The 25,684-nt window shown below is 28.4% G+C and carries 33 protein-coding genes and 1 pseudogene; 7 read left to right on the top strand and 27 right to left on the bottom strand.

From position 1 onward, the window contains the following. The 6 genes and pseudogenes from KO488_RS15455 to KO488_RS11035 all read right to left on the bottom strand — a co-directional run. Positions 1 to 164: pseudogene (locus KO488_RS15455) on the bottom strand (sulfate adenylyltransferase small subunit); the annotation flags it as partial. 62 nt (positions 165 to 226) lie between these two features. Continuing rightward, entirely contained in the window at positions 227 to 934 is a 708-nt protein-coding gene (locus tag KO488_RS11055; RefSeq protein WP_216058877.1) for a phosphoadenylyl-sulfate reductase, read from the bottom strand. A gap of 5 nt (positions 935 to 939) precedes the next feature. Further along, positions 940 to 1,170: a DUF2061 domain-containing protein gene (locus KO488_RS11050; protein WP_216058873.1), complete on the bottom strand. Its 231-nt coding sequence runs from the start codon at positions 1,168 to 1,170 to the stop codon at positions 940 to 942. Positions 1,171 to 1,216: 46 nt separating this feature from the next. After that, positions 1,217 to 2,149, bottom strand: coding sequence for a cysteine synthase A (gene cysK / locus KO488_RS11045; protein ID WP_216058872.1), 933 nt, complete (start codon positions 2,147 to 2,149; stop codon positions 1,217 to 1,219). 11 nt (positions 2,150 to 2,160) lie between these two features. After that, positions 2,161 to 2,574: an RrF2 family transcriptional regulator gene (locus tag KO488_RS11040; RefSeq protein ID WP_216058871.1), complete on the bottom strand. Its 414-nt coding sequence runs from the start codon at positions 2,572 to 2,574 to the stop codon at positions 2,161 to 2,163. 13 nt (positions 2,575 to 2,587) lie between these two features. After that, positions 2,588 to 3,856, bottom strand: coding sequence for an O-acetylhomoserine aminocarboxypropyltransferase/cysteine synthase family protein (locus tag KO488_RS11035; protein WP_216058870.1), 1,269 nt, complete (start codon positions 3,854 to 3,856; stop codon positions 2,588 to 2,590). 351 nt (positions 3,857 to 4,207) lie between these two features. Here KO488_RS11035 and KO488_RS11030 point away from each other — a divergent pair, with 351 nt between their 5' ends. The 4 genes from KO488_RS11030 to KO488_RS11015 all read left to right on the top strand — a co-directional run bounded on the left by KO488_RS11030 (position 4,208) and on the right by KO488_RS11015 (position 8,063). Next, entirely contained in the window at positions 4,208 to 4,519 is a 312-nt protein-coding gene (locus KO488_RS11030) for a cupin domain-containing protein (protein WP_216058869.1), read from the top strand. 41 nt (positions 4,520 to 4,560) lie between these two features. Continuing rightward, a complete protein-coding gene (gene nhaD, locus KO488_RS11025; protein WP_216058876.1) occupies positions 4,561 to 5,898 on the top strand; it encodes a sodium:proton antiporter NhaD in 1,338 nt (445 codons plus the stop codon). Between the two features lie 42 nt (positions 5,899 to 5,940). After that, positions 5,941 to 7,173 (top strand): NAD(P)/FAD-dependent oxidoreductase, encoded by a 1,233-nt coding sequence (locus KO488_RS11020; protein ID WP_216058868.1) that lies wholly within the window; start codon positions 5,941 to 5,943, stop codon positions 7,171 to 7,173. A 125-nt stretch (positions 7,174 to 7,298) separates the two neighbouring features. After that, positions 7,299 to 8,063 (top strand): hypothetical protein, encoded by a 765-nt coding sequence (locus KO488_RS11015; RefSeq protein WP_216058867.1) that lies wholly within the window; start codon positions 7,299 to 7,301, stop codon positions 8,061 to 8,063. A 60-nt stretch (positions 8,064 to 8,123) separates the two neighbouring features. Here the strand turns inward: KO488_RS11015 and KO488_RS11010 are convergent, their stop codons facing one another. From KO488_RS11010 to KO488_RS10945, 14 genes are all read right to left on the bottom strand, one after another. Beyond that, a complete protein-coding gene (locus KO488_RS11010) occupies positions 8,124 to 8,399 on the bottom strand; it encodes a type II toxin-antitoxin system YafQ family toxin (protein ID WP_216058866.1) in 276 nt (91 codons plus the stop codon). Then, positions 8,389 to 8,643, bottom strand: a complete 255-nt coding sequence (locus KO488_RS11005) for a type II toxin-antitoxin system prevent-host-death family antitoxin (RefSeq protein WP_216058865.1) — start codon at positions 8,641 to 8,643, stop codon at positions 8,389 to 8,391. The genes KO488_RS11010 and KO488_RS11005 overlap by 11 nt, the downstream gene beginning before the upstream one ends. Positions 8,644 to 8,808: 165 nt before the next feature. Next, the gene (locus KO488_RS11000) at positions 8,809 to 9,099 is read right to left on the bottom strand and encodes a type II toxin-antitoxin system RelE family toxin (RefSeq protein ID WP_216058864.1); all 291 of its coding nucleotides are present in this window, start codon (positions 9,097 to 9,099) and stop codon (positions 8,809 to 8,811) included. Continuing rightward, entirely contained in the window at positions 9,086 to 9,316 is a 231-nt protein-coding gene (locus KO488_RS10995) for a hypothetical protein (RefSeq protein ID WP_216058863.1), read from the bottom strand. Before KO488_RS10995 ends, KO488_RS11000 begins: the two co-directional genes overlap by 14 nt. A gap of 94 nt (positions 9,317 to 9,410) precedes the next feature. Next, a complete protein-coding gene (locus tag KO488_RS10990; RefSeq protein WP_216058862.1) occupies positions 9,411 to 9,779 on the bottom strand; it encodes a DUF2237 family protein in 369 nt (122 codons plus the stop codon). A gap of 56 nt (positions 9,780 to 9,835) precedes the next feature. Then, entirely contained in the window at positions 9,836 to 10,309 is a 474-nt protein-coding gene (locus KO488_RS10985; RefSeq protein ID WP_216058861.1) for an ArsI/CadI family heavy metal resistance metalloenzyme, read from the bottom strand. 93 nt (positions 10,310 to 10,402) lie between these two features. Continuing rightward, positions 10,403 to 11,251 carry a polyphosphate kinase 2 gene (gene ppk2 / locus KO488_RS10980; RefSeq protein ID WP_216058860.1) on the bottom strand — a complete coding sequence of 283 codons (849 nt, stop codon included), beginning with the start codon at positions 11,249 to 11,251 and terminating at the stop codon, positions 10,403 to 10,405. Positions 11,252 to 11,259: 8 nt separating this feature from the next. Next, positions 11,260 to 12,156 (bottom strand): polyphosphate kinase 2, encoded by an 897-nt coding sequence (ppk2, locus tag KO488_RS10975; RefSeq protein WP_216058859.1) that lies wholly within the window; start codon positions 12,154 to 12,156, stop codon positions 11,260 to 11,262. Between the two features lie 25 nt (positions 12,157 to 12,181). Next, positions 12,182 to 12,433, bottom strand: a complete 252-nt coding sequence (locus KO488_RS10970) for a hypothetical protein (RefSeq protein ID WP_216058858.1) — start codon at positions 12,431 to 12,433, stop codon at positions 12,182 to 12,184. Beyond that, positions 12,433 to 14,232, bottom strand: coding sequence for a Na/Pi cotransporter family protein (locus KO488_RS10965; RefSeq protein WP_216058857.1), 1,800 nt, complete (start codon positions 14,230 to 14,232; stop codon positions 12,433 to 12,435). The genes KO488_RS10970 and KO488_RS10965 overlap by 1 nt, the downstream gene beginning before the upstream one ends. After that, positions 14,232 to 15,863 (bottom strand): inorganic phosphate transporter, encoded by a 1,632-nt coding sequence (locus tag KO488_RS10960; RefSeq protein WP_216058856.1) that lies wholly within the window; start codon positions 15,861 to 15,863, stop codon positions 14,232 to 14,234. The genes KO488_RS10965 and KO488_RS10960 overlap by 1 nt, the downstream gene beginning before the upstream one ends. Before the next feature lie 213 nt (positions 15,864 to 16,076). Next, on the bottom strand, positions 16,077 to 16,898 hold the full coding sequence (locus tag KO488_RS10955) for a hypothetical protein (RefSeq protein WP_216058855.1): 822 nt from the start codon (positions 16,896 to 16,898) through the stop codon (positions 16,077 to 16,079). Between the two features lie 99 nt (positions 16,899 to 16,997). Next, complete coding sequence (locus KO488_RS10950) at positions 16,998 to 17,393, bottom strand: hypothetical protein (RefSeq protein ID WP_216058854.1); 396 nt, start codon at positions 17,391 to 17,393, stop codon at positions 16,998 to 17,000. A gap of 33 nt (positions 17,394 to 17,426) precedes the next feature. Further along, positions 17,427 to 17,597, bottom strand: coding sequence for a hypothetical protein (locus KO488_RS10945; protein WP_216058853.1), 171 nt, complete (start codon positions 17,595 to 17,597; stop codon positions 17,427 to 17,429). A 134-nt stretch (positions 17,598 to 17,731) separates the two neighbouring features. On the opposite strand from KO488_RS10945, the gene KO488_RS10940 reads away from it, so the two are divergent. After that, the gene (locus tag KO488_RS10940; protein ID WP_216058852.1) at positions 17,732 to 18,412 is read left to right on the top strand and encodes a lysophospholipid acyltransferase family protein; all 681 of its coding nucleotides are present in this window, start codon (positions 17,732 to 17,734) and stop codon (positions 18,410 to 18,412) included. On the opposite strand, the gene KO488_RS10935 is transcribed toward KO488_RS10940, so the two are convergent. Beyond that, complete coding sequence (locus KO488_RS10935) at positions 18,407 to 18,772, bottom strand: S24 family peptidase (protein WP_228319140.1); 366 nt, start codon at positions 18,770 to 18,772, stop codon at positions 18,407 to 18,409. The genes KO488_RS10940 and KO488_RS10935 overlap by 6 nt on opposite strands. Positions 18,773 to 18,910: 138 nt before the next feature. Between KO488_RS10935 and KO488_RS10930 the strand changes: the two genes are divergently transcribed. Beyond that, positions 18,911 to 19,291 (top strand): hypothetical protein, encoded by a 381-nt coding sequence (locus KO488_RS10930; RefSeq protein ID WP_216058851.1) that lies wholly within the window; start codon positions 18,911 to 18,913, stop codon positions 19,289 to 19,291. Between the two features lie 21 nt (positions 19,292 to 19,312). On the opposite strand, the gene KO488_RS10925 is transcribed toward KO488_RS10930, so the two are convergent. The 6 genes from KO488_RS10925 to KO488_RS10900 form a co-directional block, all read right to left on the bottom strand. Further along, the gene (locus tag KO488_RS10925; RefSeq protein WP_216058850.1) at positions 19,313 to 20,467 is read right to left on the bottom strand and encodes a multidrug effflux MFS transporter; all 1,155 of its coding nucleotides are present in this window, start codon (positions 20,465 to 20,467) and stop codon (positions 19,313 to 19,315) included. Next, positions 20,468 to 20,890 (bottom strand): MarR family winged helix-turn-helix transcriptional regulator, encoded by a 423-nt coding sequence (locus KO488_RS10920; protein WP_216058849.1) that lies wholly within the window; start codon positions 20,888 to 20,890, stop codon positions 20,468 to 20,470. Between the two features lie 99 nt (positions 20,891 to 20,989). Beyond that, entirely contained in the window at positions 20,990 to 21,649 is a 660-nt protein-coding gene (locus KO488_RS10915; protein WP_303572469.1) for an HAD family hydrolase, read from the bottom strand. Further along, positions 21,639 to 22,556 (bottom strand): TPM domain-containing protein, encoded by a 918-nt coding sequence (locus KO488_RS10910; RefSeq protein ID WP_228319136.1) that lies wholly within the window; start codon positions 22,554 to 22,556, stop codon positions 21,639 to 21,641. The genes KO488_RS10915 and KO488_RS10910 overlap by 11 nt, the downstream gene beginning before the upstream one ends. A gap of 3 nt (positions 22,557 to 22,559) precedes the next feature. Continuing rightward, positions 22,560 to 23,177, bottom strand: coding sequence for a TPM domain-containing protein (locus tag KO488_RS10905; RefSeq protein ID WP_216058847.1), 618 nt, complete (start codon positions 23,175 to 23,177; stop codon positions 22,560 to 22,562). A 1-nt stretch (position 23,178) separates the two neighbouring features. Next, positions 23,179 to 23,772: a LemA family protein gene (locus tag KO488_RS10900; RefSeq protein WP_216058846.1), complete on the bottom strand. Its 594-nt coding sequence runs from the start codon at positions 23,770 to 23,772 to the stop codon at positions 23,179 to 23,181. 227 nt (positions 23,773 to 23,999) lie between these two features. Between KO488_RS10900 and KO488_RS10895 the strand changes: the two genes are divergently transcribed. Continuing rightward, a complete protein-coding gene (locus KO488_RS10895; RefSeq protein WP_216058844.1) occupies positions 24,000 to 25,646 on the top strand; it encodes an acetolactate synthase large subunit in 1,647 nt (548 codons plus the stop codon). The last annotated feature ends 38 nt before the right edge of the window (positions 25,647 to 25,684 follow it).

The raw sequence follows: 25,684 nt of genomic DNA, 5'->3' as shown, positions 1-25,684 counted from the left end.
GGGTAAAATGCTTTTTGTAAAATGTGTAGCATTACAGATGAATCTTTTCCTACACTATAAAGCATTCCAGGGTTTTGAAACTCTGCTACTACTTCTTTCATAATGTGCATAGATTCAGCTTCAAGCTGTTTTAAATGTGTTAATCTTTCTGGGCTTATTTCCATATTCTTCTTCTCCATTAATTCTGACTAGTTCAAATTAAAAGTTTGATTCATCATTTGTATATTTATTTTTTGTGTAAACCACACTCTTTATGTTCTGGGTTTTCCCACCACCATCGTCCTGCTCTAATATCTTCACCGTCCTTAACGGCTCTTGTACAGGGTGCACAACCAATACTTGGAAAGCCCTTGTCATGAAGTTTGTTATATGGAACTTTATTCTCTTTTATATAATCCCAAACATCATTTTCACTCCATAAAATTAAAGGATTAACTTTTATTAAATTAAACCCTTCATCCCATTCGATAAGTTTCATTTGGGTTCTTGTAACACTTTGTGCGGCTCTTAATCCTGTAAACCAAATATCAAGACCTTTTAAAGCACGTTTTAAAGGTTCAATTTTTCTAATACCACAACAAGTTTTTCTATTTTCAATACTTTCGTATTGTCCATTTACACCTTGAGTTTTATATAAGTTTTGAACATCATCAACATTAGGAAAATATACATCTAGCTTGATATTATATTTTAAATTTGTTGCATCCATTACATCATATGTTTCAGGATGAAGTCTTCCTGTATCCAAAGTGAAGATTTTAGCATCTTCATAATTTTTTAAAATGATATCAGTCAAGACTTGATCTTCTGCTGCTAAACTTGAACTTAATGCTGAAGAGTATTTATAATGTGTTAAAAAATACTCTACAACTTCTTGTGCAGTTTTGTTTTCTAATTCTTTATTTAATTTATCTACTAATTCTTTACTCATAATACAACCTATATTTGATAATCATTTGCCGTAGGTTTAACTCTACCTAGGTCAATTTTATTCCATGCTCTTTCATGGAAATAGTACAATGCCATTTTTGTAAACAGTTCAATTGAACCAATTGAAGCAGCCATGGTTAAGTCACCAGTAATAAAGTACGAGATTATAATTGTATCAAGAGTACCAATTGTTCGCCAAGATATGGTTTTTACAACTGATCTATAAGCTTTTTCTTGCATCTATTCTTTCCTCATATCTTATTTTGTATATGAGAACGAAGAGTTTTTACTCTTCGTCATAGTCATATAACCCTGAACTTAAATATCTTTCACCTGTATCACAAAGAATAGTTACAATAACTTTCCCTTTATTTTCAGGTCTAGATGCTACTATTTTTGCAATATGTGCATTTGCACCTGCAGAAATACCAACTAATAAACCCTCTTCTTTCGCTAATGCTCTTGAACTTGCAATTGCATCTTCATTTGATACTTGAATAACTTCATCATAAATTTCTGTATTTAATACGTCTGGAACAAATCCTGCACCAATACCTTGAATTTTATGAGGACCTGGTTTACCACCACTTAATACAGGTGATGCATCTGGCTCAACTGCAATAATTTGAACATTTGGATTATTTGCTTTTAATACTTCACCAGTTCCTGTAATTGTTCCACCTGTACCAATTGCAGCAATGAAAATATCAACTTTTCCATCTGTATCGGCTAAAATTTCTTTTGCAGTTGTAAGTCTGTGAATTTCAGGATTAGCTGCGTTTCCAAATTGTTGAGGAATAAATGAATTAGGAGTTTCTTCGCTTAATTCAACTGCTTTATCAATAGCACCTTTCATTCCTTTTTCAGGTTCTGTTAATACTAAGTCAGCACCTAAAGCTTTTAATAATCTTCTTCTTTCAATACTCATAGATGAAGGCATAGTAAGAACTAATTTGATTCCTAAAGCTGCACAAACACCAGCAAGAGCAATACCTGTATTTCCAGATGTTGGTTCGATTACTGTTGTATCTTTATTAATTAAACCTTGCTCTAAAGCTGTGTTAATCATGTTTGTACCAATTCTATCTTTTACTGAATGTGAAGGATTCATAAATTCACATTTTCCTAAAACTGTTGCACCACTTTCTTCACTTGCACCTTGTAATTTTACTAAAGGTGTGTTACCGATTAATTCTGTTATATTATTTGCATATTTCATTTTGTTTTCCTTTATATACTGTAATGTAAAAATTCATTGTATTTATCTTGATAATCATCTAGTTTTGCTAGATTCATATCAAAAAGTTTTTTCATATTTTGTTTTGATTCATCAAAAAAGATATTTAGTATAGGGTTTGATGTTTTTGCATCAACCACATTTATATCACCTTCAAGTGCAACTAAGATATCTAATACTTTTATATCTTCTGGCGCATGAGCTAAAATATAACCACCTTTTGCTCCTCTGATACTTTTTACAAGTTCAGCACGTCTTAGTTTACTTAAGAGTTGTTCTAAATAATTTTGAGGAATATTAGCATTTGATGAAATCTCCTTAATTTGCATTGGAGTTTTTTTATCATGTTTGCTAAGTTCGTACATGGCAGTTAAACCATATACACCTTTAGTTGAAATTAGTGGCATATTATCATATCCTCTAATTTAAAGCTTGTGTTAAATCTTCAATTAAATCAACAGTGTTTTCTAGACCAATAGATAATCTAACCGTTACAGGACTAACTCCAGCTTTTTCTAACTCTTCTGGACTCATTTGTGAGTGAGTTGTAGATGCTGGATGAACGATAAGTGATTTACTATCTCCTATGTTTACAACAACAGAGAATAGTTTAGCACTATCAATAACTTTTTTAGCCTCTTCAAAAGACTCAACATCAAATGAAATTAAACCAGATGATTTTCCACCTTTAAAATATTTTTGAGCTTTGTCATAATATTTATCTGATTTTAATCCTGGGTAATTTACTGCTTTAACTTTTGGATGTGATTCTAAGAACTTTGCAATTTCGAGTGCATTGTCTGAATGTTTATCAACTCTTAAAGCTAAAGTTTCTAATGTTTGAATTAATAACCAAGAATTAAGTGGAGTTTGAACTGCTCCTATATCTCTTGCTAATGATAATCTAGCTCTTAAACAAAAGTTTGGAAGAGGAACATCTGTATAAACTAAACCATGATATGAAGCATCAGGAGTTGTAAAATCAGAATATCTGTTTTCATTTGCTTTAAAGAATTCAGCTAAACCATCTCTTTCAACAATAATTCCACCAATAACAGTACCTTGACCATTTGTATATTTTGAAGTTGAATGAACAACTACATCAACACCCCATTTGATTGGGTTAAATAAAGCAGCACTTGCAACTGTATTATCACAAATAGTAAGTACACCGTTTCTTTGTGCTATTTCTACTATCTTTTCCACATCTGCAACGGCAATTTGTGGGTTTGATAATGATTCAAAGAAAATAGCTCTTGTCCCTTCATCAATTTGTTCTTCCAAGTTTGAAGCATCTTCACTTCTAAAAATCTTAGCTTCTATTCCAAATCTTTTAATAGTATGAGTTAATAATGTAACTGCTCCACCATATAATTTATCTGAAATTAAAATATTATCTCCAGCTTTTGCAACATTTGCAATTGCATAAAATATTGCAGATTGTCCACTTGAAACACATAAAGCGGCAGCTCCACCTTCAAGTTGTGCAAATCTTTGCTCTAATACATCAGTAGTAGGATTATTTAATCTTGTGTAAATTGGTCCTAATTCTTTTAAAGCAAATAAATTAGCAGCATGTTCCGAATCTCTAAAGGCATATGCAGTAGTTTGAGTAATTGGTACAGACATTGAACCGTAACCCTCTTTCTTGTTATAGCCTCCATGAACTGCAATTGTTTCGTTTTGCATTGTTTAATCCTTTTTTTATTTAATTTATAGTGAAAGTATAGAATGTTTTGTTTTTAATGTCAAGTGATTTAATTGCAATTAATTAGATATTCTCTAGAAGATTACTTGTATTTAATAAAAAAAGATTAAATTTAAATAAAAACGAGACTTATTTATTTTTACAAAGTCCTAATCTATAGGTATTTATGATGCTACTAAGATTAAATAAATTAATCATGATTAAAAAAGAAGAAATTTCAAAATTTCTTTAAAAAGTGTTTAAAATACTATAGTTGATTAAATAAGTAAAGTATATTTTTACAATAAATTTAAAAAAAAGGATATAATTTTATATTAAAAAAGGTTAAAAAAATGAAAAAGAACATATTTGAAAATATTATAATCAATAAGAATAAAGAACAATTTTTTGATTTACTAGAAACTGACAATATAAAAATTGAAAAAATAGTCTCAAATGGACAAAGTTCACCTATAAATTTTTGGTATTCTCAAGAAAAGAATGAATTTGTACTTATATTAAAAGGAAATGCAATTTTAGAGTTTGAACAAAAGTGTATAGAACTTAATGAAGGCGATTATATTGATATAAAAGCTTTTACAAAACATAGGGTAAAATACACGAATAAAGATGAGTCAACTATATGGCTTGCAATATTCTACTAGAGTAGGGGATTACAGTGAGAAGTTTTTTAATTTTAATTTTTATGACAAGTTTTTTATCTGCAAATGAAGTAGGTGCTATTGATTTAACAATGACGTGGGTAGGGTTTCTAGTTCTTTTTGTATTTGTAGTTGCTTATTATTTTATTGCTAATGAAGAAAAATATAAAATAGATAAATCAGTACCGGCACTTTTTGTAGGAATCGTATCTTTTTTATTAATAGCAGTTTACTATTATATAAATGATTTAAATATCCATGCTGTTCATGATGAAGCAGAAAGTGTTATTTTAGAAATTGCCGAGATAATTTTCTTTCTTTTTGTGGCAATGACATATATTGAATCACTTATACATATGGGAGTTTTTGATACTTTAAAATATAAGCTTATTTCAAAAGGCTATTCTTATCGAAAGCTATTTTGGCTAACAGGATTTTTGGCATTTTTTATCTCACCTCTTGCTGATAACTTAACAACCGCACTTATTCTTTCAACCGTTTTAATTACAATTGAAAAAACAAAAAAAGAGTTTTTAGTACCAGGTGCTATAAATATAGTAGTTGCTGCAAATGCAGGTGGAGCTTGGTCTCCTTTTGGTGATATCACAACACTTATGGCTTGGACATCTGGAAAAGGGCATTTTGTTGATTTCTTATATTTATTTCCTTCTTCAATTTTAGGATATTTAGTAACAGCTTTTTTACTTTCTAGAGTTGTTCCAAATACAAAACCAGATTTTGATCCTATAAATGAGGAAAAACCCCAAATGAGAGAAGGTGCTGTTAGTGTAATTTATTTAGGTGTTTTCACTATTCTTTGTGCAGTTTTATCTCATCAGGTTTTAGATTTTCCTGCTATGTGGGGAATGATGTTTGGTCTAGTTCTTTTAAAACTTCATGCTTTTAGACTTGCAAAAAAATTTGGTAAGGACTATTTTGATGTTTTTGAATCTATGTCCAAAATTGAAAATAATACTTTAATGTTCTTTTTTGGTATTTTAGCCGCTGTTGGGGCTTTATATTTTATTGGGTGGCTTGATTTAGCTGCTGTAATTTATAAACCTGAATATTTAGGTCCTATTTTATCAAATATAAGTATTGGTTTCCTTTCTGCAGTTATTGATAATGTTCCTGTTATGTCTGCAGTTTTAAAAGCAAATCCTGATATGGATTTATCAAATTGGATGCTAGTTACGTTGACAGCTGGTATTGGTGGTTCTTTAATATCTTTTGGTAGTGCAGCTGGTGTTGGAGTTATGGGAAAACTTCCAGGTATTTACACTTTTAGTTCTCATTTTAAATATGCTTGGACAATTTTACTTGGATATTTTGTATCAATAGCAATTTGGTATTTACAGTTTCAAGTTTTAGGATTAAATTGAGTATAATCTTAAAAAATACAGAATCCTAAAACAAGGTTGGTTTTGAAAATAGCAATAATAGGAGCAGGGGCTGCTGGAATAATAGCAGCAATAACTGCTAAAAGATTAAACAAAGATATTCAAGTTGATTTATTTGATGCAAATAAAGGTATTGGTAAAAAGATACTAGCAAGTGGAAATGGAAGATGCAATATCTCAAATAGTGATGTAACACCTAAAAACTATTTAGGAGAAAACCCTGATTTTACTTCATATGCTTTAAAAGAGTTTGATTTTAAAGCTTTTGAAAAGTTTTGTAAATCAATAGGATTACTTCTTGATATAAAAGAGACAAACAAAGTATATCCTTTATCAAATGAAGCAAAATCAGTTACAAGACTACTTGAACTAACACTTGATTCTTTAGACGTTAAAGTGTATTTAGACTCATTAATAAAAGATATAGATAAAGAGAATGAAAAGTTTTCAATCAAAACTGAACAAAGAGAGTTTGTAGGGTATGATAAAGTTCTTATATCAAATGGTCTCGGAGCAGCACCACAACTAAATGCAAATGAAAGTGGGCTAGACTTCGCCTCAAAATTTGAACATAGTTTAAATCCCACTTATCCATCACTTGTTGGACTTCATACAGATGTAAACTATCACTCTCGTATGCAAGGAGTTAAAAAAGAGTGTAATGTATCACTATATATAAATGGACAGTTAGAACAAGAGATATTTGGAGATGTATTATTTACAAAATATGGTGTTTCAGGTTTTGCTATTTTAGATATCTCACAAGTAGCTGCATATAATCTTAGCATCTACCAAGATGTAAAAATAGCAGTTAATTTCTTCCCAAAACTTCATAGAAATGATTTGGCCGATCAAATACAAAGTTTGTTTAAAACAGCACCAAAGCAAAAAGCACTAGATATTTTAACTGGAATGATATCAAATAAAATAGCTCCAGTTTTACTAGAAATCTGTAAAATACCAGAAGATACAAAAGCAGAGCAAGTAAACGCAAAACAAATCAAAGCAATATCATATCAACTAAATCAATGGAAACTAAAAATCACAGATACACAAGGCTTCGGACATGCAGAAGCTAGTGGTGGAGGTGTTAGAACAGATGAAGTTGATAGTAAAACTTATGAAAGTAAAAAATGTAAAAACTTGTACTTTGCAGGAGAGGTTTTAGATATCGTTGGAAATAGGGGTGGGTTTAATCTACAGTTTGCTTGGGCTAGTGGTTACCTCGCTGGAAAATCATTAGTTCGGAAATCGTAACTTTTGATAAATTTCGGCGTTATCGTCGGAATTGAAATAGTCACATACTGGAGTATGTTCTTATTCCAATTTCTCCTCTGGCCTTGAACTTTAACAAAATTTACAATTTTCAATAAGGAAATAATATGAGTGAAAAATTTGAAAAACTTAATGATTTTGAAAGAGAATTATTCGAAGGTATAAAGAATAATGCAAAAGGGCGTTCTAAATATTGTATTTATAATGCTATTCATCATCTTGAAATGGCATTTAAAATAAAAGAATTAGATCCTGAAATGGCTTTAATTAGAGCAATTACTGCAGAAGAAGAAGTTGCGAGGGCAATATTTATCATTATTAAAGATCATGGTTATAAAAATGCAAACAAAATAAAGGATATGGAACATAAATATAAACAATCTTTATCCATATTTATAGGATTGATTCAGAATTTTTTTTATAATAATTCAAAAAAAGAGATATTTCCATTTGAAAGTAATATAAGTTTACGCTTAGATAAGGAACAATTCCTTCAATTAAAAATCAAACTAAAAAAAATAGATAAATCTTTTTCTCCAATTCCTCCATTAAATTTTTCTTTATTAGTAAATGATGAGGATTACTGTTTTAAAAATGAATTAGATGAACTAATTTTTAAAAGTGATTTTCAAGATTTCCAAAAACTAATTAAAAAAGAAATAAATTTAAGAAATGAGATTTTATATGCAAATGATAAGGGAAGAACGGTAATTATAAATGGATTAGATGTTGAGTTAGAAAAATATTATAAAGTAGTATTTAAATTAATTATAATTTACAGTTTAATTTATCCATATAGAAAAAAGAAATCTTTTTTTATTCAAAATGCATTAAATAGTTATTTATCTGTAATGATGAAAGTAAAACTTTAAAAATATAGAATGGCAATGAAAAATTCTGGGGACATGATACTAAATTATAATACTAAAACTTTAATAAACATCATCATGTGTTCCAATATCAACTAAGATTATTTCACCATCTCTAATAATAAAATCAATAATAATTCTATATTCCATATTTATAGAAATTGAATAAAACTCTGCTAATTGTCCTTTTAGTTTATGAATTCTTAGGCTTGGGTGATAAGGGTCTTGTTCTAATACAAATAAACATTTTGAATACCTATCCAACATATTTGGATGTTTTTTAAAAAACTTTTTTAGTTTCTTTTTATACTCATCACTTATTAGTAGTTTATAACTCATTTTTTAGTTCTTCAATATGCTCTCTGGCACTTTGAGTTTTATAATTACCTTTTTCAATATCTTGCATCGTTTTTAAGTATGCTAAATCTAGTTCATTTGCTCTTAATTCTTTATATCTTTCAATATCAATAACAACAAATTTATTCTTTCCTCTTACATTTATAACTAATTCATCAAATTTATCAAGAAGTGTTGCAAATATTGAAACACCTTTTGTTTTTACTTCATTTGCATTAATTACCATTATCGTATCCTTAATAGTACTTTTAAGAGTATTATAGTTTAAATACTTAAACTTGTCAACTATTGTATATTTGACAAATGTAAAACTATTTTATATAATATAGTAAAATAAAAGGATAGATATGAATACTTTATCATCTTTCAAATTCCGGGGACATGGTACTAATTATCTATAAACATCTTTTCTATGAGAAACTCTTAAAACTAAAATTACTAACTTGTTATTAATCTTTTCATAAATAACTCTATATGTTCTAAGTCTTAATCTATAAAGACCTTTAAATTCACCTTTTAAAGCTTTTATTTTACTTAGTTTGATTAACTCTTTTTCATACTCTTCATCAAAGTTATTGATAAAACTTTCCAATTCATCTAAAATAAAATTTCTTGTAGATTTATCTAAAGATAAAATATCCTTAGAAGCCTTTTTATCAATATCTAAACTATACTGACTCATTAGATAATTTTCTCATTTGGCTTAAACTTATAGTTTCATTTTTTTCCATACTTCTTTTCTTTGCAATTTGTAAATCTAAATGGTCAAAATAAAATTCTAATGCTTGACTAACTAATGCACTTTTATTTTGATTTAAATCTTCTGCAAATTGTGTAACTTCATCTGCTAGATTTTGTGGTACTGAAATCAACATCTTTTTATTTTTAGTTGTTATCATCTGATATCCTTTTATATATCTATAAGTATATCTTTAAAGATATAAATTGATTCTTAAATAATTTTTTTACATTTACTTCAATTTATACCTTGTCTTATAAATCCACAGCGTAAGATTTCAATGTTTCTAAATCAATGAGTTCTAAAATACGTTCATGTGTAGAATGTATAAATATCTTAGGTGCTTTACCTTCTTGATGTGCTTTGACAAAACTATATCCACCTAAACACCAACTCTCACCTGGTTTAACACCTGGGAAATTATATTCAGGGATTGGAGTTGAAAGATCGTTACCAGCTTTTTTAGAATATTCTAAAAACTCTTTAGTTGCATAAATGCAAACAGCGTGAACACCATCATTATCTTCTCCTGAGAAACAACAACCATCACGATAATATCCTGTAAGTGGATTTACACTACATGGTTCTAATGGCTCACCTAGTACATTTAACTTCTTTTTCATATTTTTCCTTACTTTGTAATAATAAAAGCATTGTATCAAATTTCTTTAGTATTTTATTAACAGCAACTATTATCAGGTTTTGCTATAGAAAAAGCTGGTTTTTTATCATCATTAAATGTTGGAGTACAGCATTGGCTATGTTCATTTCCTCCATATAATTCTACATCATTCATTGAATGATAGTTTTCCCAGATTAGTCCACTTGGATCATTTATCCAGTATTTATTTGATTCTTTATAACAGCATATTGCGCCAACTTCTTCTTTACCTTTGAGTCCAGCATCTTCAAAACTTTTTTGTGCATTACTTAATGCCTCGTCACTTTCGTATTGAATTCCTAAGTGATTAAGACCTTTTTCTTCACCTTTTGTTGATATTGCAAAGTTTACAGACATATCTTCTAGTAACCATTGTGCATAGTCTTCTTTTACTTTAGTAGGTTTTGCATCAAATTGTATATTATAAAAATGTATGCTTTCTTCTAAGTTATCAACTGTAATATGCATATGTAATCTTTTTTTATTATTCATTTATATCTCCTTTTCTAGTTTGTAAATTTATAATCTCAATATCAATGAACATCGTACTTAACTATCAATTTAAGTACGATGTTATTTTAAATATTATTTAAGTGAAAATTTAAACATACTTTCCATATTTATAGCTTCATCTCTTCCGTAAACTATAATATCTTTATCTACTTCAATTTTTTTATCAGAGATTTTATCTGGATAGTCTACATACTGTAAGATGTGCTTGATACAGTTTATTCTAGCTCTTTTTTTATCATCGCTTTTTACAATTGTCCATGGTGCATCTTCTGTGTGTGTTGCACTTAGCATCATAAATTTTGCTAGTGTATATTCATCCCATAATCTTTGAGATTCTTTATCTACAGGGCTTAATTTGTATTGTTTTAATGGATCTGTTTCTCTTGCTTTAAATCTTTTTCCTTGTTCTTCTTTTGAAACTGAGAAGTAAAATTTAAAGATTTGGATTCCTTCATCTACAATCATTTTTTCAAAAGCAGGTGCGTCTTTTAAGAACTTGTGATGTTCTCTTTCTGTACAAAATCCCATAACTGGTTCAACCATAGAACGGTTATACCAAGACCTATCAAATAATACTAATTCTCCCGCACTAGGAAGATGTTTTACATATCTTTGGAAGTACCATTGTGTTGATTCTTCAATTGATGGCTTTTCTAAAGCTACTACTCTTGCACCTCTTGGATTTAAATGCTCAGTAATTCTTTTTATAGTTCCACCTTTTCCAGCAGCATCTCTACCTTCAAAAATCATTAAAACTTTTAATCCAGCATCTTTTATATGGTTTTGGAATTTAAGAAGCTCTACTTGTAGTCTTCTTAATTCTTTTTCATAAGCTAAGGTTTCATTTTTTACCCAGATTTGTGTTTTATTTTCTTTATTTTTTATTTCTTTAGATTCTTTACTTTCTGATTCGTTTTTCATTAGTTTCCTTAGTTTGTAAATTTTCCACAACTTATTCTTTGTGCATCCATTATTTCTATTTCTCTTGCTCCTGAGATTACAATTTTTGAGTCAAGTTGATAATCAAGAGATTCATCTCTATTTTCATAATCTACTGAACCTAAAATCACTTTTAATGATTCTAATCTAGCTTTTTGCTTGTCATCTGAACGAATAACAGTCCAAGGAGCATTATGTGAGTTAGTATGTTTTAACATTTGATATTTTGAATTTGTAAAATCATCCCATCTTTCTTGAGCTTGCATATCAATTTCACTTAATTTCCATTGTCTTAAAGGATCTGTTTTTCTTCTTTCAAATCTTCTTGCTTGTTCTTCTTTTGTAACACTATAATAAAGTTTTATAAAAATAATACCTTGTGTTGTAAGATCTTTTTCAAAACTAGAAACACCTGACATAAAGTCATCATATTCTTTTTGTGTACAAAAGTTAAATACAGATTCAACCATAGCTCTGTTGTACCAAGATCTATCAAATAATACTATTTCTCCTGCTCTTGGAAAATGTTGAATATATTTCTGATAAAACCATTGAGTTCTTTGCTCTTCAGTTGGTTTTCCTAAGGCTACAACTCTATAATGTTTTTCATCCATATATCTAGTAACTCTTCTTATTGTTCCACCTTTTCCTGCTGCATCTCTACCTTCAAAAAGTATTATCATTTTTTGATTTGTTTCTTCTAAATGTTTTTGAAGTTTTATTAATTCAGCCTGGTAAGGTTTTAAACTCTTTTCATCATCTCTTTTTCTTTTCGCCTTAGATTCTGAAACTTTCTTTTCTTTTTGACTTTTATAAGCATTTACTAATTCTTCTAGAGATATCTTTTCTCCATCAATTTCAATTAATTCTTGTGTATTTTTTTCCATTTTCATCCTTTTTTAGTATTGGTTTTTATTTATCTGATATTAGTTCATGTAGTATTTCTCGACCTTTTTTTAGGTGTATAGATACTATTTCTGCCTCTTCCTCCAAAAGTTTTCTCCTTTTTTTATTAATCTTTTTATTTAAAGATTTGTGTATTTGGTTTTGTTTGTTCTCTAAGTTTTTGATTAGTTTTTTTAATGTTTTCTTTTTCTTAGTCGTCTCCATAACTTCTAGTCCTAAAAACTCAGTAACCTTAGTAATAAATTTCTTAGCACCCATTAGACATCCTTTTTATTTAAAATTTTATGTACATCTTCATCATCTATTAATAAGTCATTATTTTCACGATTATATAAAATTTCTGCCATTGAGATTAGTTTTTTGCTTATATCAAAAGCATACGAGCTATCATTCATAAGTGATGTTGCCATTTTATTTGTAATTAAACCATTTCTAATCAAATTATCTAAAGTACCATTTGAAATAAAGTCATATTTTTGTGCATGAAGTTTTACTTTTGAAAGTAACATTAAAACTTTTTCTTCTTCTTGTGTTGTAGAGATTGTATTTATACTTCTCAATAATACTACTAAATCTTTTCTCATATTTTTATATTCATCTCTAATATATTCATTCTTATCATTTGAATATAAAACTAAGTTTTTTTGAAGATGTTTTGTATCTTTTATTGCTTCAACTATATCTTTATTTGCTAGTTTCAATCTAAATAATTGATCTATTTCTTCAGGTGTCATATTCGTCTGTGCTCTTGCAGAGAAATCAATAATTTCTCCATAAATACCTTTGACTTTTCTATTATAAAAATCGTCAATATCTATTTTTGAAGTACTATAGTTTTCTTCAATTACTTGTTCAATAGGCATAGTTGATAGAATATTTCTTCTTTTTACATTTATACCATGAGATATTATTTCAAAAGCATTTTCATATAAATGAAAAGTTTCTCTTTTAATAGCTGCCATGGCTGTAGAAGGAAGTGCTAAAACTGAATCATTTAAATATTTTGCATTATCTTCTTGTAGGCCATTTATATCTTTTTTACTTAAAATTATAGTTTTTTGTAAGAAATTTACTAATTTATCTACAAATGGTATAAATATTATTACTCCCATTATCTTAAAAAAAGAATCAAACACTGCTAATCTTAAAGTATGATTATCTTTATCAATTCCAAGTAAATCGCTAATTATAGTAACAATACTCATAAGTTGATCTATAAAAACTATAGCAATAATTGCAGTAATTATATTAAATATAAAATGAGCACCAGCTAATCTTTTACCATCTATATTAGAACTTAAAGATCCAATAACAGCAGTAATAGTGGTACCAATATTTGCACCAATTGTTAAAGCTAAGGCATTTTCATAAGTGATTTGACCAACCGAAAGAGCTGCAAGTATCAGAACTATTGTTGCATGAGATGATTGCATTACAACGGTTGCTAAAATACCAATACCTATAAAAATCATTAGACCTTTAAATCCGTCAACGGCAAAAGAAGCTAAATCAACTGAGGCTTTAAATGCTTCAAATCCATCTTTCATATAGTGAATACCTAGAAATAAAAATCCAAGCCCAGCTAATATGTATCCTATTCCTTTAAGCGCTTTTGCCTTTTGAAATATTAAGATAATTCCAAATACAAGCATAGGCATTGCATAAGCTGATATTTTAACTTTTAAACCAAATCCAGCCATAAGCCAAGCACCAGTTGTTGTACCAATATTTGCTCCAAGAATTATTCCTATACCTTGAGTAAGCCCTATTAGTCCAGCACCAATAAAAGATATTGTTAAAACTGATACTAGTGAGCTTGATTGCATAATGGCAGTGGCAATAAAACCAAAACTAATACTTTTATGAAGTTTATCAGTAGATTTTTGTAAGATATTCTCTAATGTTCCACCTGAGAAGGATTTAAATCCTTCTTCAAGTGTTAGCATACCAAATAAGAAAATAGCAACACCTGCTGAAATCTCTTTGAAATCTGGGCTAATCCAGAATCCATATGCAAGTATTAAAAGTATCAGCGGCAATAAAAAACTTCTTAACATTATAAAACAATACCTCTAATCATAAAGTATACCATTGCAGATAATGTAGCAGCAGCAGGTACGGTAATAATCCAAGCTGCTATAATCTTTTTAATAGCATCTCTTTTTACATATTGTACTTTTTGTGCAGATTTTAAACTTTTCTTTGCTTCTTTAAGTTTTTCTTCTTCTTCATCTATTTTTTTATACAAATCAACAATTTTTTGATAATCATCTTTTTTCTTATCTTTCTTTTTCTCAATTATTTTTAAATCTGATTCAAAAGCTCTTAATACTTTTTTTTCATCTTCTACAATCTCTTGACCAATTGTGATAACATCTTTTTTTTCTGTTGTATCCAAATACTCTCTTAAAAAACCTACTCCAAATATACCGCCAACTGCAATATGTGTAGAAGATACAGGAAGTCCCAATTGTGATGCAATAATTACAGTTATAGATGCGGCCATTGCAACAGAAAATGCTCTCATTTGATCTAATTCAGTAATTTCAGAACCAACAGTTCTAATTAACTTTGGACCATATAAAGCAAGACCAAGTGCAATACCTAAAGCACCAACTGCCATAACCCATAATGGAATACCTGCACTTGAAGATATACCACCTGTCATAACTGCATCATTAATAGCAGCAAGTGGTCCAATAGCATTTGCAACATCATTTGCCCCATGTGCAAAAGATAAAAGTGCAGCTGCAAAAATAAGAGGAACAGTAAACATTGAATTAATTCCATTTCTATTATTTTCAACACCTAATGCTCTTCTTTTTACTGTTTGTAAGACAACAAAATAAACAATAATAGCAATAACAAGACCAAAGATTGAAGCAATTAAAAATGATGGGCTTTTATCATCAGGTAAAAATACAAAGATATCAACAATATTTGGCCAAACTTTTTTAAGCCCTTTTAGTGTTAAATATGTAATAAATGCCCAAGACATAATACTTACAAATATTGGCACCCATTTTTTAGCAGCTTGGATCTTATCTTCTTTATAAACCATTGATTGTTTAATAGAATATAAAAATATTGCAGCAACAATTCCACCTAATACAGGTGAGATAATCCAAGAAGCTGCAATCTTTGCTATTGTTCCCCAGTCAACAATAGAAAAACCAGCAGCTGCAATTCCCGCACCCATAACACCACCAACAATAGAATGTGTAGTTGATACAGGAGCTTTAATCATAGTTGCAAAGTTTAACCATAAAGCAGCAGATAAAAGTGCAGCCATCATAGCCCAAATAAATGAGTTCGTATTTCCGTTAAAAGCTTCAATATCGATAATTCCACTTTTTATAGTATTTACTACATCCCCACCAGCAATTAAAGCTCCTGCACCTTCAAAAATTGCTGCAATAATTATTGCACCACCCATAGTAAGTGCTTTAGAACCAACGGCTGGTCCTACATTATTTGCAACATCATTTGCCCCAATATTCATAGCCATATATGCACCAAAAAGAGCAGCTATCCCTAAGAACATACTATTTGGTACTCCACCTGTACTTAGAAAACTATAAGTTAAAACAGCAACCATAAAAAATAATGCAAATCCTAATCTTAGGAAATCAACACCACTACTTTTAATTGCTTCTTTCTCCATTTTTTTTACAGTTTGTATTTCCATTCTTCACCTTTTTGGCTATATTATTATTTTGTTTTCTTATATATATTATAGAGCAAATATGATAAATTTAGAAGATAAGGAAAAACTATTTTAAAGGTGTGTAGTAATAAATAATTACTATTTTGTATAAAAAGATTTATAATTTTATTTAATGAAAGTTACTAAAATACACGATAAAATTTTACGTATATTTTAGATTTTCTAAAAGAAGAATTATTCTATAATTCCACTCATGCAAGTAACTTCAAAACCTTCTTTTCTCCACTGTTTTACAATTTCAAGAAGTCCTATACTATCACTTGGCATATGAGGTGCTATTATGATATTTCCTATATTTTGTTCAGCAACTGCATTCTTTACATCTTCAGGAACGTGCATAGCTATAATAGTTCCAACTCCTGCTTCAAAATAGGTTTTATAGACATCAACTCCACCATTAGTTCCACCTGCCATTAGAACTTCAATTTTTCCTGCATAATCTTCATTTGAACCAACTCTAATTACAGGTTGTGCAGTTTTACCTATATAATATTCCCATGAAGTTAGCTCTTCAATAATATCTTTTAGTTTTGTTTTTGGTTTATTTGTAAAAGCTGTATCAAGTTTTGTTTGAACTATCTCTTCAGTTATAAAATCAGCAGGAATATGAATATTTAAATAAGGCATTTTCATTAATCTTGCGGCTGAACTAACTCTGTCATAGTTTGAAGCATGACTTCCTAAATCAACACTTTGTTGTTTTTTCTTTAGCGCTTTTTGCGCTTTATTTATAGGAACTCCTGATTTTACCATTCTGTCAATCTGTACGTCCATAACTTTTGAAAAGTCAACTATACAAGAATCAGCTTTGGGATGATGTGATACTACACAATCAAAACCCATTTGTTGTGCAAGAAGTAATTCTGGTGTTTCCATATCAATACCAATTAGTACTTTTTTTATATTTTCACCTTCAACTATGATATTTGTATCATAAGGCATTTTGTCTAGTTTTGCAAGTTTTAGTGCTGTGTTTATTAATTTTGTTGTATTCATATTATCACCAATTTTATTTTTTGGAATGATAACATTTATTTGTTGTAAATAGAAGAATGTAGATAGAAAATCAAACCCTAAAAGGGTCTGATATAAGAATTAGTTTCCTAATAATTTTGAAGCACTATCCATTAAAGATGACGATGAGTCAGAAGTAACAGCTTTTGCTGCTTCATTTGTAACGGCATCTTTTGCATCATTAACAGCACCTTCTAAACCTTCACTTGATTTTTCAGCACAAATATCAATAGCTTTAGCCATCATTCCATCATCTGCAATTCCTACAAATGATTTATAAGTTGATGCTTGTGTGCAATAACTTTTTGCTTGTTCAGCAGTTTCAGGTGCTTTATCTTTAACAACATCTGCTAATTTTTGTCCAATACTTTCAGCTGTAATTCCTAATGAACTACCAACTGTTTTTGCTGTACTTGCAATATCAAATGCTAATATTGTAGAGATTGTAAGTGCTGATGCTAATATGATTTTTTTCATTTTTATCCTTTAAAATAATAATTGTATTATATATTAAATAAACTTATTTTTTAAAATAATTAAATTTCTAATTAGATTAAGATCAAAATTTTCTGGATTTATTTTAGAAGCTTCGATTTTATCATACTTCTTACCTTTGTAAGTAAAGCTTACATAGTTTTTATCTTTAATTGCTTTTTCTAAAAATTTTAATTGAATATTCATTTTTTATGTCTTTTCTTAATAATTTTCTTGATTATAGCAATATCGTAATTAGAATAAAGCAAATTAAACCTAATAGAAAATTTATTTAGATAAAATTCATTTTCAATCTAATCTAACAACTATCAGGAAACTTTTTGAACTTAAAATTAATATCAATGGCATTTTATGCTACTTATCTTACAAATAAATTTGGCTTTTTACTAAAAAATGAAAAAAACAAAGAAAAGAAAATGCTTCTTAGAGCTGAATATTCTAAGACTCTATTTAATAAATTAAAACTAAATGTAAATGTAATAAATAAAGAAAAACTACCAGGAGGTGGGAAATACTTATTAATATCAAACCATAGAAGTATAGTAGATCCGTTGATTATTGAAACTGCTTTAAAAGATACAAAAATTAGAGGTTTTTGGATTGCTAAGAAAGAGTTGTACAACTCTTTCTTTTTTGGAATGTTTACAAGAAATGCAGGGTCAATACTTTTAGATAGGGAAGCTAAGAATATGGCACCATTTTTTAAAGATATAAAAGAAGTAGTAAAAGACGATAATTCAATTTACATTTTTCCTGAAGGTACTAGAAATAAAGAGAATACTCCACTTTCAAGTTTTAAAGAAGGAGCAAGAGTTATTGCTTTAAAAAATAGACTTCCAATTTTACCAGTTTATATAAAAACAAATGCAAATGAAGTTTTAAAAGAGGCTATAAACAAAAGAGATGAACAATTAAACATTGATATAGAAATAGGGGACTTAATAGACTATAAAGATAAAACTTCTTTAGAAGAAAACTATAGAAGAATATTTAATTTATAAGTTTGTAAAAGTGATTAATACTTTTGCAACTATTTTTACTTCATCATCTTTATATACTAAGTGTGAGAATTCAGGATTGATAGAATAAAAGTTTTTATTTTCTAAACTATATTTCTTTACCCACATTTTGTTTTCATAATAAACTAAGTAAATCTTTTCATTCTCTAAAATTTTATTTGATAAATCTGCAACTATTACGGCTTGGTCATTTATAATAGGTTGCATAGATTTACCATCAACTAATAATGCAAATAAAGATTTTTCTTCAAAGTTACTTTTAATTATGTGCTTAGAGAAAGTTAGTTTCTTTGTTTCTTTATTATTAAATACATCTATATATTCGAGATTTATTATTGACATTATTTTGCCTTTATTTTAAATTTCTTGATAATTTCTTACTAAAAAGTTAACATAAGTATATCTATATATTATTTAGATAAAATTCATCTTTAAAAAATATTAACAATTTATTCAATTTAGAAGTAAAAAAGGATAATAATGAGTCAAGAAAATATAGAAATAGCCCAAACAACTAATCAAAAGAAATTAGTTCAAGATGAGTTTAATGTAAATGTTGCATTTTATATCCATTTGAAAACATTTGATGATAGTACAAGAAAAGAATTAAAACAAAGAATTAAAGAAGTGTTTTTCTTTTCAAAAGGTGTTCATTGGAAGTTTGATAGTTTCGGAATAGAAAAACCAGGTTCAAGAGGTCCCGATATATTAGGATATTTTGTTTTCAGGACTTCAAATGTAGAAAAACTTAAGAAACTATTTTTATCTGAATTTAAAGATTATGAAAATGCTTCAAAAATCACTTGTTCTGTTGCTAAATATGAAAAGATTAGTGAAACATTTTTTGAATTAGAATTTTAAATTTTATAGTATAAAGAATAATTATTCTTTATACATACGCATTATTAAAAATGCAAAAAATGAGATAATTGAAATACTAAGTGCGATTGGGAAAAAAGTCTCACTATGAAAAGATAGTGCAATTGATGAAATAATTGCCCCTAATCCAAATTGTAAAACTCCTACAACACCAGAAGCAACTCCTGCATTGTTAGGGAAATGTTCTAAAGTTAAGGCCATACAATTTCCAAAAATGAAAGCCATCATACTCATATAAGAAGCTATTAAAATTACAATTAAAACTATACTAATATTTTCATAATTTAAAACAAATATAACCCCAGAAATAACCTGTACTAAAAGAGCAATTTTTACAAGGTCAGAAGGTTTAGAATTTTTAAGTAGACTTACATTTACTTTTATCATCAACATTAATATTATAAAATTTATTCCAAAAAAGAATGGAAAATAATCTGTTGAAATTTTAAAATGTTCTATATATATAAAAGATGATTTTGCAATTATTATAAAAAAACCACCAAAACTAAAACCTAAAGTAAGCATTGCTTTAAGAGCATTTTTATGACTTAGAACTAATTTAAAAGATTCTAATATATTTTGCTTACTATAGGTATAACTCTCTTCTAAATCTTTGTAAACAAAAAAAGTAACTATCAAAGCATATAGTGTTAAAAATATAAATACAGCTTCCCATGAAAAGAAATGAATAATAAAAGCACCAATAGCAGGAGCTAAAAGAGGAGCTAAACTTCTTACCATTCCAATAAGTGAAAAAACTTTTGCAGCCTCTGCTCCATGAAATCTATCTCTAACCGCTGCAGCCGCATTTACTACAACAATACCCCCAAAGAAAGCCTCAATAAATCTATAAACCCACAATTCGTAAATACTAGAACTAAAGATAATTATAAAACTAAATAAAGCATAACCTAAAAGACCAAAGACAGAACTCATTTTTCTTCCATATCTATCTGAGAGAGGGCCTCCAAATACTTGACCAATTGAGAAACCAATTAAAAAGATAGATAAAGAAAGCTCGATTTTATGAATACTTACATCAAAAGATTTTGCAATATCAGGAATTGAAGGTAGGTATGTATCTACTCCCATAGGTGCAACTGAAGATAAAACGGATAATAAGATTATAAGATATATGTGATTTATTGGTTTTTTCATCTATTTATCTACACTTAAATTTACTTTTTCAAGAAGTTCTATTAGCTTATTTACTTCTTCTTTTTCTAAGTTTAAAAATAAATCTTCTCTAAACTTTTGTACACTTTCTTGACTCTTATTTAAAATTTCTTCACCTAAAATAGTTAGTTTAATAAGATTCGTTCTTCTATCTATTGGCTCTTTTTGAATAAAGCCTTTTTTTTCTAAAGTAGCAAGTGTTCTACTTATTGTAGTTTTATCTTTTGCCAAAATATTTGCAATTTTTGTTTGATTTACATCTTTTTCAAACTTTATAATCTCTAAAGTAGCTCTTTGTTCTGGAGCTATTTTATAGTCTTGAAGTATATTATTAAACTTATTGTTTACTTTATTTGCGGTTTGATTTATTTTAAAACCAATAGAGTTTTTTAATTGATATTCCATAATAATCCTTTAATTGTATATGCAATAGTTGCATATACAACCTTTTAAAAAGATTAAGTCTTTTTTCTTAAAAGTTGAAAGTAAACAAAAAATATGTTTTTATTTTTTGTTTACAATTTTTAAAATATCTAAAGGATGTTTTACCAAGTAATCTGCTCCGTTATTTAAAAGCTCTGCTTCGTCTCTAAATCCCCATAAAACTCCAATAGCTTTCATATTTGCATTTTTTGCTGTTTGCATATCAACCATTGTATCGCCTACAAAATAAACTTCTTCACAAGGGGTTTCAAATGTTTTAGCTATATTTATTGCAGCTATTGGGTCTGGTTTTTTTGGAATTTCTTTTTTTTGACCATGAATTTCTTTGATATTATATTTTGAAAATAAATTATTTGTATATTGAAGTGTAAATTTATGAGGTTTATTTGATAAGATTCCTATTTTAAAATCTAATTCTTTTAACTCATCTAAAAGTGCATAAATTCCATCATAAGGTAAAGTTTTTTTATGAAGTTTTTGATCATACACTTCTTTAAATCTTGATGTTACTTCCTCTTTTATTTCTTGAGAAGTTTTTTTATCAAGTACATTATTAACTAGTATACTAATTCCACCACCTACAAAATATTTATAATCTTCTATCTCATAATATGGTAGATTTAACTCTTTTAAAACTTGATTCATACATACCGCAATATCTTCTAAAGAATCTATAAGTGTTCCATCTAAATCAAATATTATTACTTTTTTACCAGCCACCACTAGCTCCTCCTCCTCCAAAGCCGCCACCGCCGCCTGAAAATCCGCCGCCTGAAGAGCTAAAACCACCACCTCCAAAGCCACCACTATATCCTGAACCATAAGTTGAAGATGTATTTCTAGAGTCTCTTTTAATTTTATCAAAATCAACTTTTTTTATACTAAGATATGAAAAAAGAAAAATGATTAAAAAAGAAATAAGTGAAATGAATAAACTATATGATGTAAATTCAGAACTAAATACATAAATAAATATTGAGATAAAAGATGAATTAAGTGATGATTTTGTAACTCTATAAAGAGATTCATTTCTTTGTGATCTTGATAACCCATTTAATCCAAGTGAAGTGAAAATTATTACAAAAAATAGTAATGGTGAAAATGATACATTATTAGTGTCAGTATTTCTTTTTTTATCTTGAACATACTCACCTTTAATAGCTAAGATTATTTGATTAATAGACTTTTGAATACCATCATAATATTGACCTTGTCTAAACTTTGGTTTTAAAGTATACTCAATAATCTCATGAGATATTTTATCTGTTAAAGCGCCTTCTAAGCCATAACCAACTTCAATACGAAGCTTTCTATCATTTAAAGAAATTACTAATAGTACGCCATTGTTTTTATTTTTTTGTCCTATACCCCAATGTCTACCAAGTTGATATGAGTACTCAGCTATTTCATAGCCATCAAGAGAGTTTAGAGTTACTACTACTATTTGATTAGATGTTTTTTCCTCTTGCTCTTTTAGTACTGCAGTAAGTGTTTCTTTTTGACTTTGTGTTAAAAGATTTGCAGTATCAACTACACGACCTGAAAGTTGTGGGAAAGAAGTTGTAATATCTGCAAAAGAAAAACTAAAAATTAAAACAAGAGTTAATAAAATTTTTTTCATATTCATTATTTATCCTAATTCAATAACATCATTTGATAATTCATTTTCATCATTAGCTTGAATAGGAAATTCTTGAATTAACTTTTGGCTACAAGTCTGAATAGCTTTTAAGTATCCATTTGATAGTTGATTATTTTTAACATCTAGTATAAAAGTATCAACTATTTCTTGAAAATATTCATTTGAGATTTTAGAACTTATCGTGTCATCTGCAATTATTTCAACATACTTTTCATCTAAACTTACAAAAAACATTAAGGCTTGATTTGTTTTAGTTCTATTTAAACCAAGATTTGAGAATTGCTTATTTGCATACTCTTTTGCAATATTGTATTTATAAGTTTTCGGAAGTATTATCATGATTATATTGTCAAATTTTTCTAAAAGTGAATATAGAAGAACAAAGCTAAATAGTTGTATTTCAAGTAGTAGTAAAGATGATATTTGTGTAAAAATTACAAGTAAAATAGATAAAAAAGCAAGAATAGAAATAATAAGAAGTGAAGATATATATTTATAACTTGCACTTCTTTTTGTAACGACTGCTACTAATTCAGCTGAACTTTGTAGTTCTAGGTTTTCTATCTCTTTTGAAATCTCTTGCTTTTCTTTATCATTTAAATACATACTAAAATGATACCTTAGGAGCTTCTTGTTCTATTTCACTTGCTTTAAATGTTTCTTTTACTGTTGCACTTGGATGTACAATAGCAGCCACAAGTTTTCCAGGCATAGTTCTTAATTCAATATTATAGTTTTTTACAGCAGTTATAAAATCTTTTCTAGCAACTGTAATTCTATTTTCAGTACCTTCAAGTTGTGATTGTAAAGCCATAAAGTTTTTATTTGCTTTTAAATCAGGATATTTCTCAACTACTAACATAAGTTTGGATAAAGCACTTGATAATCCAGCTTGTGCTTGAGAAAACTGTTGCATAGCAGCAGGATTGTTTAAAGTATCAGCATTTACATTGATTTGTGATACTTTACTTCTAGCTTCAGTAACTTCAACAAAAGTACTTTTTTCATGTTCAGCATAACCTTTTACTGTAGAAACTAAGTTTGGTATTAAATCAGCTCTTCTTTTATATTGGTTTTGTACTTGTGACCATTTCTCTTTTACATTTTCGTCTAGTTTTGGAATATTGTTATAATTGTTCACTATTAAGTAAACTATTGGAGCAACTATTGCTATAATTAGAATAAGTAAAATTTTTTTCATTTCAGACCTCTTTTTAAATTAAAGCAATGGTATAAGAAAAATCATTAATATAATATAAATCATTACTTTAAACAGTTATACTATTAAGTGGTATGGAACAGTAATAAAATTGTGTAATTGTACACAATTATTAGATTTTTAAAAAATAAGAAGTAAAAAATAAATAAACTTTAATAGATATTGAGTATGATTATTAATAATTATTAAAAATTAAATGGAGTAATTAAATGAATGCATCAGAATTATTTGTAAAAGCACTGGAAAATGAAGGTGTTGAGTATATTTTTGGAATTCCAGGTGAAGAAAATCTTGATTTCTTAGAAGCACTTAGAACTTCGAATATTAAATTAATATTAACGAGACATGAGCAAGCAGCAGGATTTATGGGTGCAACTTATGGAAGGTTAACAGGAAAAGTTGGAGTTTGTTTATCAACTTTAGGCCCAGGTGCAACTAATTTTGCAACAAGTGCAGCTTATGCACAACTTGGTGGAATGCCTATGATGATGATTACAGGTCAAAAACCAATTAAAAAATCAAAACAAGGTAGATTTCAAATCATAGATATTGTTGGAATGATGAAACCTATGACAAAATACGCAAAACAAGTTGTAAATGGAAATAATATTCCATCTATGGTAAGAGAGGCTTTCAAGTTAGCAACAACTGAAAGGCCAGGGGCTGTTCATATTGAACTACCTGAAGATATAGCAGCTGAAGAAGTTGACTTTAATATTTATCCAGTTAGAGATTTTAAATATCCAAAAGCTGGAAAAGATTCTATTGCTGATGCTGTTAAAATGATTGAAAAAGCTAAAAGACCTCTTCTATTAATTGGAGCTGGGGCTAATAGAACTAGAATTGGTACAGCGTTAACAGATTTCGTAAATGAAACTGGAATTCCTTTTTTCTCAACACAAATGGGAAAAGGTGTAATTGATGAAAATCATAAACTTTGTTTAAGTACGGCAGCACTTTCAAAAGATGATTTTATTCATTGTGCTATTGAGAGGGCAGACTTAATTATTAATGTAGGACATGATGTTATTGAAAAGCCACCATTTTTTATGGAAAATACAGCAGATGCTACAAAAGTAATTCATGTTAATTTCTTTCCAAGTGAAGTTGATGATACATATTTCCCTCAGCTTGATGTTGTAGGTGATATTGCTTCAAATATTGATGCATTGACAACTGCTACTTCGGCACAAGATCATTGGGAGTTTGATTATTATAAAAGAATGATTATAGAAATAAAAACACACTTAAATAAATACTTTGCCGATAATAGATTTCCTATTTTACCACAAAGAGCAGTAAGAAGTATTAGACAAATTTTAGATGATGAAGATATTGTAACACTTGATAATGGTGTTTATAAAATCTGGTTTGCAAGAAATTATAGATGTGCGCAACCAAATACATTATTACTTGATAATGCCTTGGCAACTATGGGTGCAGGACTTCCTTCTGGAATGGCAGCTAAAATGGTAAATCCAGATAAAAAAGTTGTTTCAGTTTGTGGAGATGGTGGATTTATGATGAATTCGCAAGAGTTGGAAACTGCTGTTAGATTAGGAATCGATTTAACTGTAATTATTTTAAATGATAATGCATACGGTATGATTAAATGGAAACAGACAGGTATGGGATTTGAGACATATGGACTTGACTTAGACAATCCAGATTTTGTAAAATATGCTGAATCTTATGGTGCAACAGGACATAGACCATCTTCAGTAGAAGAGTTTGAAAAAACTTTAGAAGAGTGTGTAAATACAAAAGGTGTTCATTTAATTGATTTAGCAGTAGATTATTCTTTAAATCATGCAATTTTAAATGATTTATTAGCAAAAAAACAGTGTTTAGTATAAAAAAAGGAAAAGGAAAGATATGAGTACAATAGAAGTAA

It is taken from the genome of Poseidonibacter lekithochrous, assembly GCF_018861145.1.
Classification (GTDB): domain Bacteria; phylum Campylobacterota; class Campylobacteria; order Campylobacterales; family Arcobacteraceae; genus Poseidonibacter; species Poseidonibacter lekithochrous_A.
Note: the sequence above shows the minus strand (reverse complement) of the source record. Positions and strands in the feature narration are given on the sequence as shown.